We start from the raw sequence: 16,005 nt of genomic DNA on the forward strand, positions 1-16,005 counted from the left end.
ATGCTACTGGCTCCGCTTCCGTCCGAGGTCTTTTAATTATTCCGGACGATACAAGAATATGACTCGGATGCAGCGTCGCCTAAGTATCGCCCTCATCGCCCTGTTAGTCATATTCACCCCGGCACTGATACTGGTAGCTACCCTCGAAGCCCTGTTTTTATTAGGGGAAATCACGCTGGCGGACATCTCTGCGCTCGAGTTCATCGAGTTGTACTTGCTCGACCTCGCGCTGCTGGTGCTGTTCGTTGTTGCCGTCTATCAGATAACGAAATACGTCGTCGGCGAGCAACTCCCCGCTCCGCTAACGGAGACAGAAACCGAGGAACGTCCTGCAGACGACGAGTCCTCAGATTGATAGGGATTATCGTACGTCTCCATAGATGTCTCGCCGGACGGTACGGCGAGAATCTCCGAACAGTTACGATAATCCCTATGAGTAGGTACTACGATCGGGACTGCAGAGCCGGAGGCGAGAGGTGCATAGTAGCGGAGGCGGCAGGTCTGCTGTCAGACGCTCTTGCTGCTGCCGGGCCGAATCTGCGGTCTCAAAATTGATACTGCCACAGAGAGGATTATAATGATGCTCGTGATACAGATGCGTGATGGGGGTCTCATCGAGTCCGATTCGCGTTCTCCACATCGACGATGAGCCATCGCTCACAGAGCTGACAGCGACGTTCCTGGAGCGAGCGGACGACCAGTTCGAGGTCGACACGGCGACGAGCGCGAGCGAGGGTCTCGCACGACTCGACGAGGACACGTTCGACTGCGTCGTCTCAGATTACGATATGCCGCGACAGAACGGGATCGAACTCCTCGAACGCGTCCGTGAGGACCATCCGAGACTGCCGTTCATTCTCTTTACCGGGAAGGGGAGCGAGGAGGTCGCGAGCGAGGCCATCTCCGCCGGCGTGAGCGACTATCTCCAGAAGCGGAGGGGGACCGAACAGTACCAGTTGCTCGCAAAGCGCATCCGAAGCCACGTCGAGCGCACGCGTGCGCAGCGCAAGGCCGCAGAACACGAATCGCACCTGCGGCAGGCCCAAGAGATGGCGGATCTCGGGAGTTGGCACAAGGACGTCCGCGACGACGAGATCTGGTGGTCAGAGGAGATATACGGGATCTTCGGAATCGATAGGGAGCAGTCCGATACCGACCGATCGGCCGAGCGACCGCTCGACCACCGGGAGTTTCTCACCTACGTCCATCCCCAGGACCAAGACTTCGTCGACGAGAAGTGGCGTGCCGCACTCGACGGTGCAGCGTACGACATCGAACACCGAATCGTGACGGACTGCGGAGAGACGCGCTGGGTCCGCCAGCGGGCCGAAGTCGAGTACGACGACGACGGCGAGCCACTCGAAGCGCTCGGCATCGTCCAAGACATCACCGAGCGCAAGGCCCGCGAACAGGAGGTCAAGAAGGCGAAAACGCAACTGGAGGCCGCAATCGACACCGGAGCCGTCGGCACCTGGGAGTGGGACGTCGATGCCGACGAACTCGTCGTCGACGCTCGATTCGCGCGGCTGTTCGGCGTCCCGCCGGATGCCGCAGACGACGGCCTTCCACTCGAAGCCTACGTCTCCGCGGTCGCCGACGCTGACCAAGAGCGGATCGAGCGTGCGGCCGAGACAGCCCTGGATGCCTGCGGCGAGTTCCAGGAGGAGTTCCGCGTTCACGACCCGGACGGGGAACGTCGGTGGGTGCTCGCGAGTGGCCGCGTCAAGTGTGATGGCGACGGGAAGGCACGCCGATTCCCCGGTGCATTAGTCGATATCACCGATCGGAAGGCAGACACTTCCCGCGAGCAGCAGCCGCCAATCAGCTGACACTGTCGGACAGAAGTTCGTGAGTGATGTTGGCACCCACGGGGTCCGATAATTTTCACATAGTTCTGTCCGACAGTATGAGTCTAAGAGCTCGAAGCGGTGCGGCAGCTATATGTAGCATTTGCAACTGCTACGATAGCTTCTCGGATTGCTGCGCCTGCGTGACCCGCCGGTTCGCCTGCGCGATTCGGTTTTGCGCGGCGTTCGTGAGCGGTTCCGGAACGGTGTCGCCCGCGGCTTCGATCCGATCGAGAACGCGCTCCAGACCGGTTTCGACCGCCTGCAGTTGCTGATCCGCGTTGCCGCGCTCGCCGGCACGAGCGCGCTCTGCTGCACGCGAGGCCGCCTCGACGATCGCATCGAACGCTCGGAGAAGTCCGCCGAGCGCGTTCTGGACGCCTCCACCGTCGAGCGAGGTGCTCAGTTCGCCGTCGAGCAGCGCCCCGAGTTCGTCGCGCGTCTCGGCGGCGATCGACGCGAGGAACGCGGCGAGCGACGCTTTCCCTGTCTCCGGCCGGTCGATTCGAAGGGCACCGGACGCGTCGGGATCTGGGTTCACTCTGAAGGCCCCGAGAGCCCCATCGGCGTCCCGGACTTCGGTCGTGTACGCACCGCCGCGGTGGACGTAGACCGCGTCGGAACCGTCCAGCGGGGCGTCGTAGAGTCGGCCGGCGAAGTCGTCTTCGACCGCCAGATCCGTCAGGTCGGCGTCGGTTCCCGAGGCGTCGACTTCGAGCTTTCGGGCGTCCTCGCGGGCGACGAGTGGGATTTCTCCGTCGACGCCGGCGGTCGCGACGCGTTGGTCTGCCGACGACGTGGGCGCCCCCGCGGTGGACGACGATGCGGTCTCACCAGGGGTGGTCGACTCGGCTGTCGTCGACTCGGCTGTCGTCGGCGAGGCAGGAGCAGTCTGCTCGTCAACCGTCGTCGGCGACTCCTCTGATGTGGTCGTGTCCGTCGTCGTCACGTCCGACGCGGTTTCCGATCCGCCACTCGTCGCTGTCGCGTCTGACTCGCTGTCGCCGACAGACAGTCGCTCGCTGTGCGGCGCCTGACCCGGGGCGTTGACGGTGAAGCGGTGGTCGCCCGCCGGGACGTCGCGGACGACCGCGACGCCCTCGAACGTCGGTACGGCCACCGGATCGCTTTCCAGGAGCGCGACGGCTTCGACGGTCGCGTCCGCGGTCGTCAGACCCTCCTGGTCGGGGGCGTCGTCCGTCGTGACGGCTTCTGTGACGCGGGCGACGACGGTGTTGATCGGCGCTGCAGCCCCGATGGCGTCGTAGCGCTCTGCCAGCGCCGCCCGATGGTTGGAGTCGGTGATGTCCGCCGCAGGGTTCTCATAGCGCGGTTGTCCCCACGGCGCGCCGGTCGTCGAGATGTGGCCCGCGATGGCGTCCTCGGCGGCCTGTGGGACCGCGAACTCGAAGCTCAGTTGCGGACCGGTGAAATCGGTGAGGTGTTCGATCTCGCTCGTCGGGACGAGATCGTACGTGTCGTCGGTCGCTGACTCCAGATCCGGGTTCGCGCCTTCGGAACTCGTGGCCGTCGAGGCGTTCCCCGGTGCGCCCTCGCGTCCGCTGTAGCGGAAGACGACGCCGGTCGACCGCTCGGGGAGGTCCGTCGGCGGTGACGCGAGGGCATCGAAGGACCGAACCGTCAGTTCGTCCGGCACGAGCGCGTCCCTGTCGACGTTCGGTAGCCGCTCGTGCTCGTACACGGGCGCGCCCTCGTACTCGGGGACGACGTAGGGAAGTCGCGCTCCTTCGTCGCGCGGCAGCCCGTACGCCAGAGGCAACTCCGAGAGCGCCTCGATGCTCGTGATCGCGGAGTTGGTGATGTCGGCGAGGAGGTCCGCCCCCGGCAAGCGCTGGAACCCGTCGGGTTCGTCGTTGACGGACAGCGCGCTGGAGTGTGAGCCGAGTTCCGAGAGGAGCCGCGGCACCATCTCGGGTTCGGGGTCCAGAAACTCGTTGTTCGGAACTTTGCGGGAGTGCGAACTCGCGACGTACAGTTGCGGTCGGCCGGTGTCGGTGTCGACGAAGACGTGCAGGACCTCCCAATCGTGCCAGTGGAAGTTCGTCGAGAACTGATCGAACGCCGAGTACATCCAGAACTGGACGACGGCCAGCGGGGAGTCGTCGTACTCGACGGCGTTGTAGAACACCGTCGGGTTCGGTGGCTCGCCGGACGCCGCATACTGCTCGTGATAGCCGTCGAGCGCGTCGAAGCCGTCGACGATCGACTCGCCGTCCTGCTCGCTCGCGTACGGGCGTGGGTCCGTCGGCAGCCACGGTTCCGCGCGGTCGAAGTACAGCGTCGGTGCGAACCGCTCTGCGAGTCGTCGAGCGGCGTCGGGATCAGTCGCGGTCGTTTCGCCGTCGGGCTCGCGGTCGGTGAACGAACACCCGGCGAGCGCACTCGTGCCGACGCCGCCGAGGGCGGCGAGGAGCGTCCGACGGCTGAGGTCAGTCGTGTCGGTAGAGGTCACAGTTTGAGTGAGTCGTGGATTCGTCGCAAAAGCGGGCGACACAGCGTCGCCGCAGTGTCGTTATTTGTACGCCTCGCGCAGGAACACAAGCGCCGCGCCGAACATCGCCAGGTTGCCGAAGAAGGCGAGCCGTTCGCCGCTTCGGGAGTCTTCGTCGGCGTTCCAGAAGTCGTGCATCGTCGTGGTCACGACCGCGAGGAAGGTGACGACCGCGCCGGTCGCGATCTTGGGGAGCCGCCAGAACGCGACGCCGAGACCGGCGACGACCATCATCCCCGAGGCGAACGGCGCGGCGAGTCGGGGGAACGGAACGCCCGCGGATTCGGCGTATTCGATCGTGTCTTCCATATCGCGGAAGTCCTCCGACGCCTGGAGCGCGAGGCCGAACCCGAACAGTAGCCGGCCGAGCCTGGAAGGGGCGGCGGGGCTGCCGTCGGAATCGGCGCTTTCGGTGTCCTCGACCATACCCGCGGATCGTTCGCGGGCGCTGATAAGCGTTCTGTCGGTATCGGGGGAAGCCGACAGCGTATTGCCGATCGGTTCGTCATACCCGTGTATGAAGATCGAGGCGGGCGATCGGGTCGCTGTGGAGTACATCGGCCGGTTGGAGGACGGGACCGTCTTCGGGACCTCGAAGTACGCCGTCGCGGTCGAGCACGGCCTCGCAGACGCGGAAGATCGCGAGCCGAGCGACTACGAGCCGCTCGCGTTCACCGTCGGCGAGGGCGACGTGATCGAGGGGCTCGACGAGGCCGTCCGCGGAATGCGCGTCGGCGACCAAGAAACGGTCCACGTGCCACCGGATGCGGCGTACGGCGAAGTCCGATCCGACCGCGTCCGCAAGTACGACCCCGAAACGTTCGAGAGGATGGTCGGCGAGTCGCCTGCGGTCGGCCTCCACGTCCACGCGCAGAACGGACTGCACGGGGACGTCGTCACCGTCCACGAGGACGCGGTCGAAGTCGACTTCAACCACGAACTCGCGGGGAAAACGCTCGTGTTCGAGGTCGAGATCGTCGATCACCAGCGGGACGAGTAGCCGTCCGGGCCGTACGACACACCTCGGCCCCGCTCAGAGACGGGGATCATCCGAGCGTTCAAATACGGGAAGGAGAGCAACTGCCCACGTGTCTGCCCCGCCCGAGACGATCCCGATTTCGCACCTCGCCCGCGCGGCCTACTGCCCGCGACAGCTCTACTACGCCCGCCGCGACGGCGACCACGCGCCGCCGCCGGAGGTCGACGCCGTGCGCGAACTCGCGTCCGAGTACGATGCCCTCCGGACAGCGGCGGACAGACGGCTTCGGGAGCGGCCGCTTGCGGTGTCCCCGGCGACCTACCGATCGAATCTGGCGGCGCTCGCCGAGCGAGACGACTACGGTCGGCTCGTCGACCCCGCGCTCCGAAACGTCGTTCTCTACGGCCGTGACTGCCACGGCGTCGCACACAAGGTTCTCGAATCCGCAGGAGACGACGAGGACGCCCCGCCACCGACGCCGACGGTCGTGTCACCGGGCGATCCGCCGCCGCGGGGCGTCTGGGAGCCCCAGCGCGTCCGCGCCGTCGCCGTCGCGAAAGCGCTGGCGTGGGAGCGCGGGCGGGAGATTCCGCGTGCGCTCGTCGAGTATCCGTCGCACGGCGTCGTCCGAACGGTCCGGCTGACGACGCGGAACAAGAGCGCCTACCGGCGGACGCTGTGGACGGTCCGGTCGATGCAGGGAGTACCGAGTCGCATCCGCGACGAAGCGAAGTGCGAGGCCTGCGACTACCGGACGTCGTGTGGGACGAAGACGCGGTCGCTGAAGACGATGCTCGGACTCGGCTGAGCCGGACTGGGTCGGTCGGCGTCGCGTTAGCCGTCTTCGACGACCGGTTCGGACCCGGCCTCGTCGGTGAGCCAGGCCACGATAGCGTCGGCCATCGCGCCGCGTCGGTGGATCACGTTCCGTTGGGGATCGACGACCGCGCTCTCGGTACCGGGCGTGGGGCCGGCGTCGATGATCGCCCCGACCGAGGCTCGGAGCTCCGGGTCCAACTCCGAGATTTCCGTCACGCTCGGAGCGCCGCTGACGTTCGCGCTCGTCGCCGTCACGGGCGTGGGAGCGACCCGCTCGAACAGCGCGAGCGCGACCTCGTGATCCGGGATCCGGACTCCGACCCGGTCGCGGCCGGCAGTGAGCAGGTCCGGGAGCGACGGGTCGCGCTCGACGACGACGGTGACCGGCCCAGGGAGGAACGCCCGCATAAATTCGAGCGCGCGCTCGCTGGGCTGGGTGTATCGTTGTGCGACCGAGATCGTCGGCGCGCCCATCGAGAGCGGCTTCGTCCGGTCGCGGCCTTTCGTCTCGAAGACGCGTTCGACCGCGTCGGGGTCGGTCGCGTCCGCCCCGAGCCCGTAGACCGTCTCGGTCGGGTAGACGACCGTCTCGCCGTTCTCGATCGCCTCGGCCGCCTCGTCGAGAGCGGTGTCGAGTTGGTCCGTGAACGTCTCGTCGAACCCCGTCATCTAGTGAACCCATCGTGGCGAGCCAGCAAGAGCGTGGCGGATGCGGCGGGCCGGAGGGGTCATCCCGCGAGACCGAAAACGCTCAGACGTGGTCGTCGATCGCCGCCGCGATCTCGTCGTACGCGGGGAACTCGGGCCACCCCCCGGCGACCCACGCGTACTGGATCGTCCGTTCTTCGTCGAGCAGGAAGACCGCCGGTCGGTGCTCCGTGACGCCGGCCATCCCGTCGAGATCGTGTTCGACGTCGTAGGCGGCGGCGACCTCGGCTGTGGGATCCGAGAAGAGTCGCGCGTCCGCGGCGCGCTCTTTCAGGAGTTCCTTGTGCTCGTACGGCGAGGAGATCGAGACGCCGACGACCTGCACGTCGGCGGCGAATCCGCGCTCGTCGATCTCTTTCCAGATGTACGTCGTCGGGAACGCACCATCCATCGGGTGGAATACCAGGAGCGTCGGCCCGTCGGCGACGATCGACGACAGCGACGCGTCCTCCCAGTACTCTTCGTTCACGAGGGGGCGCGTGAAGTCCGGGGCGATCTCACCGACCGTCGGGTGGTCCGTCTCGGGGAGCGAGACGACCTCGAAGTCGACCATCAGGCGACACCTCCGTCACCGTAGGTCTTCATCAGGTACTCCACGATGTTGGCCGATTCGGACATCTTCACGCCGGTGTTCTCGTCGACGATCGCCGGGACGCTCCGCTTGCCCGAGACGCGCTTGACGACGTTTCGGTCGGCGTGCATCGGTTCGACGAACCGCGAGCGATACGGCAGATCGAGTTCGTCGAGGACTCTGACGACGCGCTCGCAGAACGGGCACGCCTGGAGCCGATACAGCGTTATGTGTGGGTCCGAATCGCTCATAGCCGGCGTACGAACGATGAACGCCTAAGCCCTTCGCACCCGGAAGATAGCGTTCGACGTACCAGCGACAGGCGAGTCGAACCGCTGTGCGCCGACGGAATCGACGGATCCGAGGGTAACTCTTAATTCCGGGGCCAGACAAGGTGACGTAGTTATATGGGTTTGTCTCCACCACTCGCATCTCTCGCCGTCGAACGGCCGCGCGGCACCGATGACTGGGCAGCGATCGCGCCGACCGTCGAATCACTCGACGGTGGAGTCGTCGAACCGACAGCCGTCCTGGGGCCGATCCTCCAGGCCCTCCCGATCAACGACACGACGGTCACCATCGCGGGCGCGGCCGCAATCTTCGTTCTCATTGCCTTCTCGGCGTTCTTCTCCTCCTCGGAGATTGCGATGTTCTCGCTGGCGAAACACCGGATCGACTCGCTCGTCGAAGACGGCGTCCCGAGAGCCGAGATCGTCAGCGACCTCAAGGCGAACCCCCACCGACTGCTGATCACGATCCTCGTCGGGAACAACATCGTCAACATCGCGATGTCCTCGATCGCGACGGCGATCGTGAGCATCTACTTCGACCCGGGTGCGGCGGTGCTCGCCTCGACGTTCGGGATCACGACGCTCGTGTTGCTCTTCGGTGAGAGCGCGCCGAAGTCCTACGCTGTCGAGAACACAGAATCGTGGGCGCTCCGTATCGCGCGCCCCCTGAAGTACTCCGAGTACGTCCTCCTGCCGCTGGTCGTCATCTTCGATTACCTGACCCGCGTCATCAACAAGGTGACCGGCGGCCGCTCGGCTATCGAGACGTCCTACATCACTCGCGACGAGATTCAGGACCTCATCGAGACGGGCGAGCGGGAAGGCGTTATCGAGGAGGAAGAGCGGGAGATGCTCGATCGGATCTTCCGGTTCAATCAGACCATCGCCAAAGAGGTGATGACGCCGCGGCTCGATATGACCGCCGTCGCGAAGGACGCGACGATCGACGAGGCAATCGAGACGTGCGTCCAGTCCGACCACGAGCGCGTCCCCGTCTACGACGGCAACCTCGACAACATCATCGGTATCGTCACGATCCGGGACCTCGTGCGCGAGAAGCACTACGGCGAGGGGACCGCGTCGCTGATCGACATCGTCCAGCCCACGCTGCACGTCCCCGAGTCGAAGAACGTCGACGAGTTGCTGACGGAGATCCAGGACAACCGCCTGCGGATGGTCATCGTCATCGACGAGTTCGGGACCACGGAAGGGCTCGTGACGCTCGAAGATATGGTCGAGGAGATCGTCGGCGACATCCTCGAAGACGACGAGGAAGAGGCCTTCGAGTTCCTCGACGACCGGGAGACGCTCGTCCGCGGCGAGGTGAACATCGACGAAGTCAACGAAGCGCTTGGCCTCGAACTCCCCGAAGGCGAGGAGTTCGAGACGCTCGCGGGATTCATCTTCAACCGCGCCGGGCGACTCGTCGAGGAGGGCGAAGAGATCACCTACGACGGGATCACCATCCGGATCGAACAGGTCGACAACACTCGCATCATGAAAGCGCGGATCACGACGCCCGAAGAACCCGAAATCGAAGAGGAGGGCGACGATACCTCGGAGGAAGAACCCTCGGAGTCGCCGGCGCAAAGCGAATAATCGCTCTCGGCCGGAGCGCCCCGGCATCGACCGCTCTGCGTCGTCGCCCCCGGCTCCGGATCGAACGGGGCGTCCAAGAGACTGAACGAACGAGTCAGTTCGCTTTTTGGCCTCTGTATTTTTCTTCTTAGTAAATATTATTTCTCTAATCTGGTTTGGAGTTTTTTCACTACAAAATTTTGTTCTTCTTTGGCGTGGGAGAACTGAGATAGAGAGAAAACTGTTCAGAAGGAATGTACTTAGTGTGCAGCCCCCGAATAGAGAATTGCAATGGCAGAACCCACAGCAGACCCCGACGAATCGGCCGGCGCCCCGGGAATCGGCGATCAGTTCCCCCAGCTCACCGTGGAGACGAGCCACGGCGAACTGACCATTCCCGACGACTACGAGGGCAAGTGGCTCGTCCTGTTCAGCCACCCCGGCGACTTCACGCCCGTCTGTACCTCGGAGTTCGTCGCCTTCGAGCAGCGCCGCGAGGAGTTCGAAGAGCTGAACGCCGAACTGCTCGGGCTGTCGGTCGACCGCGTACACTCGCACATCAAGTGGACCGAGTGGATCGAGGAGAATCTCGACGTCGACATTCAGTTCCCGATCATCGCTGACGACCAGGGCTCGGTCGGAAAGCGCCTCGGGATGATCCACCCGGGCGCAGGCACCTCCACGGTTCGTAGCGTCTTCCTTATCGACCCCGAGGGTACCGTCCGAATCGTCCTCACGTACCCGATGGAGATCGGCCGCAACATCGACGAGATCCTCCGCTCGCTGCGCGCGCTCCAGATGAGCGACGAGGAAGGCGTCGCCGCGCCCGCTGACTGGCCCGAGAACGAGAAATTCGGCGACCGCGTCCTCCTGTCGCCGCCCGGCACCGACGCCGACGCCGAAAAGCGGACAGCCGAAGCCGAAGACGACGACGAACTCGACTACTACGACTGGTGGTTCGTCACGAAAAAGCGGTAAAACACTGATTCGACCCGTCTCGGCAGAATCGGAACGAACTGATTTTTTGATTTACAACAGCGCGTCGAGGCCGGCGAACGTCGCGTAGGCGACGCCAAACGCGAGCACGAGCGAACCGATCCACGCGAGCGCCGTCTTGGCCATCTTCTCGCGGCTGACGCCCGCACCGCCGGCGGCGTACCCGCTCCCGATGATCGCGCTGACGATGATCTCGTTGAACGAGACCGGAATGCCGAGCGCGACGGCCGCTTGTGCGATGGCGAACGACGGGATCATCGCGGCGATCGAACGGCGCGGGCCGAGCGAGGAGTAGTCCTGCGAGAGTGCTTTGATCATCCGCGGCGCGCCGGTCCACGAGCCCACGAGGAGACCGAGTCCGCCGCCGACCAGAAGTGCCGGGAGGGGAACCGCGACCGCGTCGAGAAGCGGCACGAGCGGGCCGATCGCGAGGCCGACCTGGCTCCCGCCGGCGGAGAACGCGACGAGACCGCCCAGGACGAGGAGAAAGCGGCGCTGGCCGCGGGCCTGATCGGCGTTCATCTCGCGGCGGACGAGCGCGGCCGCGACGGCGACGAACAGCCCCGACACGAGGGCGACGCCGAGGTCTATGTCGAGGACCGGGAGGACGATCGGCGGGGTCGCCGCCGCACCAACTTCGGCCAGCGAGCGGCCGCCGTCCCCGCCGAGCGCGGCGAATCGGATGTTCGCGATGAGGAGGCCGACGACCCCGCCGAGCACGGGGACGGCGGTGCGTTCGGGAATCGACTCGTTGCGGAGGAGTCGGGCTGTGCCGTAGGCGATCCCCCCGCCCACGAAGGGCGTGAGCACCCACAGCGAGACGATCTGCTGGTACTTCGCGATCGCGGGGCCACCGCCGTTCGCGAGCCCGACGCCGACGACTGCTCCGGTGACGGTGAACGCAGTGGCGATCGGGTAGCCGGCGAACACACCGATGGCGACGAGCGCGGCCGCGACGAGCAGTGCGACCGTCGACGCCGTCGCCGTGAGGACGGAGCCGACGACGAGTTCGGTCCCGACGGCTTCGGTGACGTTCGCGCCCTGGAGAATCGCGCCCGAGAGCCCGAGGACGCCGACGATGAAGCCGGCGCGCATCACGGAGATGGCGTTCGCACCGACGGCCGGAGCGAACGGCGTCGACCCCGACGAGCCCGCGCCGATGGACCACGACATAAACAGGCTGGCGAGGGCGGCGACGACGAGCGTGGCAAGGGTAGAGCCCGCGACCATCGCCGATTACTTCCCCCGGTAGCCCTCGTCGTATCCGTCGCGGAGCCCTGTCATCGTCCGCCTGATGAACAGGTACGCGAAGAAGACGAACCCGAGAAGAAACACGAGGAGAATCACCAACGCGGGATTCGACGCGACGAAGTCGACGACGACGTCGACCTGTGCGGGATCGCCACCCGGACCCACGGCTTGAGACCGGCCGACGGTTCCCGGCTGACGAGTGAGCATACGCGGGGCTTTCCGCGGCGTCAGTAAAGACGTTTCGCCGTCTCCCAGAGCGGGAGCGGCGAACACGAGAGAGAAGCGATCGAGGGCTGCCGTAAAGAGAGGAAGACTCATCACAGACGCGACGAAACGTTCCCGAGAAATGGCCGACATCCTCCCTACCCGGCCAGATCTGCCCGACGACGACGAGAAGGAGCCACGCGTCGTCGGCCTCGACAGTGACGAGGTGGACGATCTCCTCGCTGCGATCTCCTCGGAGACGGCGCGGCGGGTCCTCGACGAGTTACACGACGAACCGGGGGCGCCCTCTGACGTCGCCGGCAGAGTCGATACCTCCATCCAGAACGCGCAGTACCACCTGGACCGACTCGAAAACGCGGGGCTCATCGAATCGGCCGGTACAGCGTACTCCGAGAAAGGGCGGGAGATGACCGTCTACGCGCCCTCGGACCGCGCTCTGGTCGTCGTCGCGGGCAACGAGGAGGACACGAGCGGCCTCCAATCGGCGCTGACGCAGTTGCTCGGGGGACTCGGCGTCGTAGCGCTCGGCAGCGTCGTCGTGGACCGCCTCGTCAGAAGCGGAGCCGGCCCGTCGCTCTCGGTCGGGTCGAGCGGTGCCGGCGGCGGGAGCGGGGGCGATTCGGGAGGTGCGACGAATCTCAGCGGGACAGCAGAGTCGGACGCGTCGGCCGCAGACGCGACGGCCACACCCGCGCCGGAGACGGCGACACCAACCGAAGCCCAGACCGCGACGCAGACGACGAGCGGCGGCGACGGAGGCGGGTTCCAGATCGCGGAAGCGACAGAGACGCCGACGCCAGCGGCGACGGGGACGCCGACCCCCGACGCGACCGGCACAGCGACGCCGGCCGCTACAGAGGCGCCGGCGCCAACGCCGACGGAGACGCCCGGGAGCGTCCCGACGGAGACCGTCGCGGAGGCGACACAGACGGTCTCGGACGCGGCCCGGACGGCCGTCGAGACGACACAGACGGCCGCGGGCGGCGGGGGCGACCCGCTCGACGTCGTCGCGTCGGCGGTCGGGGGACTGCCACCTGGCGCGCTCTTCTTTCTCGGCGGCGTCGTCGCGCTGTCGTTCGTCGCGCTAGTCTGGCGGCAGTGAGCACGTTGGGGCTTCGATCGCCTGCGACCACCTCGTCCGTGGTGAAATCACGCGCGGTGACCGTGGCCGGACGGCGAGCGCCGTCGTGTAAATGCTGAAACAGCAATTTGAGTCTACGTCGTCTATATTATTCTACGCGCCCGAATTCTGCCTGCAGGGTCGTCGCCGTTTCGGCACCCCATCGGTATTCGTCTCCCCCCGACGAGCCCCGAACGGACCGTCGCGTCGGTCGCCGCAGTCATCCCTCCCCTTGCCCCTCACCCGAGACTGCACCGGTCGTCCGACGCTGCCGAGCGGCGACGACCCGAAATCCTTCCCGTTTTTCGACGACTCGTAGTGCCGGGCAGAAAGCCGTAAAGCAGTGCAGCACCGGAAGCCGAGACCCTTCACATCGGTCTATCCGACAGTATCACGCCTCGCGTGACCGATCGCCGTCGACGAGAAACAACTCGAACACCTCGCCGTCGACAGTGACGAGTCGGCCGTCGAGGCCGCCGTCGTCGCGCCGCTCGAACTCGGCGTGCGCTGCCCGGTAGCCGCGCGGTTGTGCGTGGCTGCCAGGGTTGACGAGGACGAGATCGGGCGTCCGTTCGTAGGTCGGACGGTGGCTGTGGCCGAAGAGAACGACGTCCGCGCCGCGCTGCCGACCGAACAGCGAGAGCGCCGTCGACCCACCGCGCTGGCGATGCGTCATCGCGAACGTGAAGCCGCCGAAAGTGAAGTTTCGGGCCTCCGGAAGGCGGTCGCGGATCCCGGCGTCGTCGTTGTTGCCGGTAACGCCGAGCAGGCGGGCCGACTCGCGCTCGAAGTCGTCCAGGACGGATTCGCGCATAAAGTCGCCCGCGTGAGCGACGACGTCGGCGTCGCGGACAGCCTGGAGCGTCCGCCCGGAGAGCCGGTGGGAGTCAGTGCTGTGGGTGTCGGAGACGACGGTGAGCATAGGCCGCTGTAAGCGACCGGGGGACAAGAACCGTGCGGCGTCCGTTTCGTCGGGGTTCTGCGGAAGTGCGAGCGCGAGTGAGCATCGCCGTCGGGTGAAAACCACTTTAGTCCCGTCACCAGAGAGGGATGGTATGGCCGGAAGTAGAGGCGTCGTCCTCGCAGCCCTCGTCGCGAACGGAGCCATCGCCGTCCTGAAATTCATCGGATTTCTCCTCACCGGCAGTCCCTCGATGCTGTCGGAGACGTACCACTCGATCTCCGATACGGGCAATCAGGTGTTTCTCCTCATCGGGATTCGATACAGCAAGAAGGAGACGAGCCGCGATCACCCGTTCGGCTACGGCAAAGCGCAGTTCTTCTACTCGTTCCTCGTGGCCGTGTTGCTGTTCGGCATCGCCGGCTGGGAGTCGGTCAAGCACGGCTACAACGCCATCGTTCACGGCGGACACGGCGCCGCGGGAACAGTGTCGATCGCGGGCGCGACCTTCCCCTCCTGGTACGTCAACGTGGTCGTCCTCCTCGGCGCGATCGGATTCGAGAGTTACGCCTTCGTGAAGGCGAACACGGAGATGCAGCGGCAGATCGACCAGTACAACTGGACCGGGATGCGCGAGGCCTTCCAGAAAACGAGCGACGTGACGACGCTGACGGCGCTCACCGAGGACACGATTGCGCTCCTCGGCGCGGGGCTGGCACTCGCCGGGATCCTCCTCTCGAAGGCGACCGGCAACGAGGTGTACGACGCCGTCGCCGCACTGCTCATCGGACTCCTGCTGATGGGCTTCGCGCTCGCGCTCGCCTGGGAGAACAAGCGGCTCATCCTCGGCGAAAGTCTCTCGGCCGACGTCGAGACCGACTTACGGGCCGTCATCGAGAACTCTCCCCACGTCACCCACATCGACGCCTTCCGGACGGTGTTCGTCGGTCCCCAGAGCGCTCTCGTCACCGCGGACGTGAGCTTCGACCCCGACACCGAGGCAACGGAGTTAGACGAACTGATCGCCGACATCGAGACCCAACTCCGCGAGGCCGACGACCGAATCAAACACGTCTACGTCGAACCCGAAGTGTAGTCACACAGCGATCGAGTCGCTGAGCGGTGACGATCAGTCCCGCAGGTCGTCGACCGCGTCTCCGATCCGGTCGACCGCGTCTTCGACGTCCGCGCGGGTCACATCGAGGTGCGTGCAGAAGCGTGTGAGGTAGTCGCCGTGTGCGCCTCCGAGGACGCCGTGTTCCGCGCATACTGCCTCGAACGTCTCGGCGTCGACGTCGAGGTCGTCGGTGTAGACCTGGACGATGTTCGTGTCGGGATCCGATACCCGAAGCCCGTCGATCTCGTCGAGTCCAGCCGCGAACCGGGCCGCATTTTCGTGGTCCTCCGCGAGTCGGCCGACGTTCTCCAGCGCGAGCAGTCCGGGCGCAGCGATCAGCCCGGCCTGGCGCATCCCGCCGCCGAACAGTTTTCGGACGCGTCGCGCGTCCGCGATGAAGTCCTCATCGCCGGCGAGAATCGATCCGACCGGCGCGCCGAGGCCCTTCGAGAGGCAGAACAGCACCGAATCGACGTCGCGAGTCATCCGCGCCGGGTCGACGTCGAGCGCCACGCAGGCGTTGAACAGGCGCGCGCCGTCGAGATGTACCGGCACGCCGCGGTCGTGGGCCGCGTCGGCAGCCGCCGAGATAGACGCTGGCGGAACGGCGACGCCGCCGCGGGCGTTGTGTGTGTTTTCGAGCGCGATCAAGCCCGTCCCCGGGCGGTGAAGGCTCTCCTCGACGTACGCCGCGTCGATCTGTTCGGGCGTCGGGACGGCGTCGACGGCGTCGACCGCGCGGGTCTGAAGGCCCGAGAGCTGTGCCAGCCCGCCGAGCTCCCAGTCGTAGATGTGCGCCATCCGATCGAGGACGATCTCTTCCCCGCGGTCGGCGTGCACGTGGGCAGCGATCTGATTGCCCATCGTCCCCGTCGGGACGTACATCGCGTCCGGAAAGCCGACACGGTCGGCCGCGGCGGCTTCGAGTTCGTTCACTGTGGGATCTTCGCCGTAGACGTCGTCGCCGACGGCGGCCTCTGCTGCCGCTTCACGCATCGCGTCGGAAGGGCGGGTTACCGTGTCGCTTCGGAGATCGATCGCCATACCTGAGCGTCGACGGCGAGCGAGAAATATCCGCGGATCGATACGGA

The 16,005-nt window shown here is 65.9% G+C and carries 17 protein-coding genes; 8 read left to right on the forward strand and 9 right to left on the reverse strand.

Annotated features, from left to right (window positions below):
• The first annotated feature begins 58 nt into the window (after positions 1 to 58).
• Both NO362_RS01315 and NO362_RS01320 read left to right on the forward strand, forming a co-directional pair.
• Complete coding sequence (locus tag NO362_RS01315; RefSeq protein WP_256545834.1) at positions 59 to 355, forward strand: hypothetical protein; 297 nt, start codon at positions 59 to 61, stop codon at positions 353 to 355.
• A 247-nt stretch (positions 356 to 602) separates the two neighbouring features.
• A complete protein-coding gene (locus NO362_RS01320) occupies positions 603 to 1,829 on the forward strand; it encodes a PAS domain-containing response regulator (RefSeq protein WP_256545835.1) in 1,227 nt (408 codons plus the stop codon).
• 130 nt (positions 1,830 to 1,959) lie between these two features.
• On the opposite strand, the gene NO362_RS01325 is transcribed toward NO362_RS01320, so the two are convergent.
• Positions 1,960 to 4,320, reverse strand: a complete 2,361-nt coding sequence (locus NO362_RS01325) for a hypothetical protein (RefSeq protein WP_256545836.1) — start codon at positions 4,318 to 4,320, stop codon at positions 1,960 to 1,962.
• 60 nt (positions 4,321 to 4,380) lie between these two features.
• The gene (locus NO362_RS01330) at positions 4,381 to 4,785 is read right to left on the reverse strand and encodes a DoxX family protein (protein ID WP_256289241.1); all 405 of its coding nucleotides are present in this window, start codon (positions 4,783 to 4,785) and stop codon (positions 4,381 to 4,383) included.
• A 91-nt stretch (positions 4,786 to 4,876) separates the two neighbouring features.
• Between NO362_RS01330 and NO362_RS01335 the strand changes: the two genes are divergently transcribed.
• Both NO362_RS01335 and NO362_RS01340 read left to right on the forward strand, forming a co-directional pair.
• The gene (locus NO362_RS01335; RefSeq protein ID WP_256545837.1) at positions 4,877 to 5,359 is read left to right on the forward strand and encodes an FKBP-type peptidyl-prolyl cis-trans isomerase; all 483 of its coding nucleotides are present in this window, start codon (positions 4,877 to 4,879) and stop codon (positions 5,357 to 5,359) included.
• Positions 5,360 to 5,447: 88 nt separating this feature from the next.
• The gene (locus NO362_RS01340) at positions 5,448 to 6,146 is read left to right on the forward strand and encodes a CRISPR-associated protein Cas4 (RefSeq protein ID WP_256545838.1); all 699 of its coding nucleotides are present in this window, start codon (positions 5,448 to 5,450) and stop codon (positions 6,144 to 6,146) included.
• A 26-nt stretch (positions 6,147 to 6,172) separates the two neighbouring features.
• On the opposite strand, the gene NO362_RS01345 is transcribed toward NO362_RS01340, so the two are convergent.
• The 3 genes from NO362_RS01345 to NO362_RS01355 all read right to left on the reverse strand — a co-directional run bounded on the left by NO362_RS01345 (position 6,173) and on the right by NO362_RS01355 (position 7,687).
• Entirely contained in the window at positions 6,173 to 6,826 is a 654-nt protein-coding gene (locus NO362_RS01345) for an L-threonylcarbamoyladenylate synthase (RefSeq protein WP_256545839.1), read from the reverse strand.
• 82 nt (positions 6,827 to 6,908) lie between these two features.
• Entirely contained in the window at positions 6,909 to 7,418 is a 510-nt protein-coding gene (locus NO362_RS01350) for a redoxin domain-containing protein (RefSeq protein ID WP_256545840.1), read from the reverse strand.
• Entirely contained in the window at positions 7,418 to 7,687 is a 270-nt protein-coding gene (locus tag NO362_RS01355; protein WP_256545841.1) for a glutathione S-transferase N-terminal domain-containing protein, read from the reverse strand. The genes NO362_RS01350 and NO362_RS01355 overlap by 1 nt, the downstream gene beginning before the upstream one ends.
• A 156-nt stretch (positions 7,688 to 7,843) precedes the next feature.
• Between NO362_RS01355 and NO362_RS01360 the strand changes: the two genes are divergently transcribed.
• Together NO362_RS01360 and NO362_RS01365 are read left to right on the forward strand one after the other, a co-directional pair.
• On the forward strand, positions 7,844 to 9,325 hold the full coding sequence (locus NO362_RS01360) for a hemolysin family protein (RefSeq protein WP_256545842.1): 1,482 nt from the start codon (positions 7,844 to 7,846) through the stop codon (positions 9,323 to 9,325).
• Positions 9,326 to 9,595: 270 nt separating this feature from the next.
• Positions 9,596 to 10,282 (forward strand): peroxiredoxin, encoded by a 687-nt coding sequence (locus tag NO362_RS01365; protein WP_256545843.1) that lies wholly within the window; start codon positions 9,596 to 9,598, stop codon positions 10,280 to 10,282.
• A 51-nt stretch (positions 10,283 to 10,333) separates the two neighbouring features.
• Here the strand turns inward: NO362_RS01365 and NO362_RS01370 are convergent, their stop codons facing one another.
• Positions 10,334 to 11,530, reverse strand: a complete 1,197-nt coding sequence (locus NO362_RS01370) for an inorganic phosphate transporter (protein WP_256288894.1) — start codon at positions 11,528 to 11,530, stop codon at positions 10,334 to 10,336.
• Positions 11,531 to 11,536: 6 nt separating this feature from the next.
• On the reverse strand, positions 11,537 to 11,758 hold the full coding sequence (locus tag NO362_RS01375; RefSeq protein WP_305148789.1) for a DUF7859 family protein: 222 nt from the start codon (positions 11,756 to 11,758) through the stop codon (positions 11,537 to 11,539).
• 139 nt (positions 11,759 to 11,897) lie between these two features.
• Here NO362_RS01375 and NO362_RS01380 point away from each other — a divergent pair, with 139 nt between their 5' ends.
• Positions 11,898 to 12,878 (forward strand): ArsR/SmtB family transcription factor, encoded by a 981-nt coding sequence (locus NO362_RS01380; RefSeq protein ID WP_256545844.1) that lies wholly within the window; start codon positions 11,898 to 11,900, stop codon positions 12,876 to 12,878.
• Positions 12,879 to 13,287: 409 nt separating this feature from the next.
• Here NO362_RS01380 and NO362_RS01385 read toward each other — a convergent pair whose 3' ends face one another.
• Positions 13,288 to 13,818: a metallophosphoesterase gene (locus NO362_RS01385; protein ID WP_256545845.1), complete on the reverse strand. Its 531-nt coding sequence runs from the start codon at positions 13,816 to 13,818 to the stop codon at positions 13,288 to 13,290.
• A 133-nt stretch (positions 13,819 to 13,951) separates the two neighbouring features.
• Between NO362_RS01385 and NO362_RS01390 the strand changes: the two genes are divergently transcribed.
• Complete coding sequence (locus NO362_RS01390; protein WP_256545846.1) at positions 13,952 to 14,893, forward strand: cation diffusion facilitator family transporter; 942 nt, start codon at positions 13,952 to 13,954, stop codon at positions 14,891 to 14,893.
• Positions 14,894 to 14,926: 33 nt separating this feature from the next.
• Here the strand turns inward: NO362_RS01390 and NO362_RS01395 are convergent, their stop codons facing one another.
• A complete protein-coding gene (locus NO362_RS01395) occupies positions 14,927 to 15,958 on the reverse strand; it encodes a threonine aldolase family protein (RefSeq protein ID WP_256545847.1) in 1,032 nt (343 codons plus the stop codon).
• Positions 15,959 to 16,005 lie beyond the last annotated feature (47 nt).

This window comes from Halobellus inordinatus (assembly GCF_024498335.1).
GTDB classification, from domain to species: domain Archaea; phylum Halobacteriota; class Halobacteria; order Halobacteriales; family Haloferacaceae; genus Haloquadratum; species Haloquadratum inordinatus.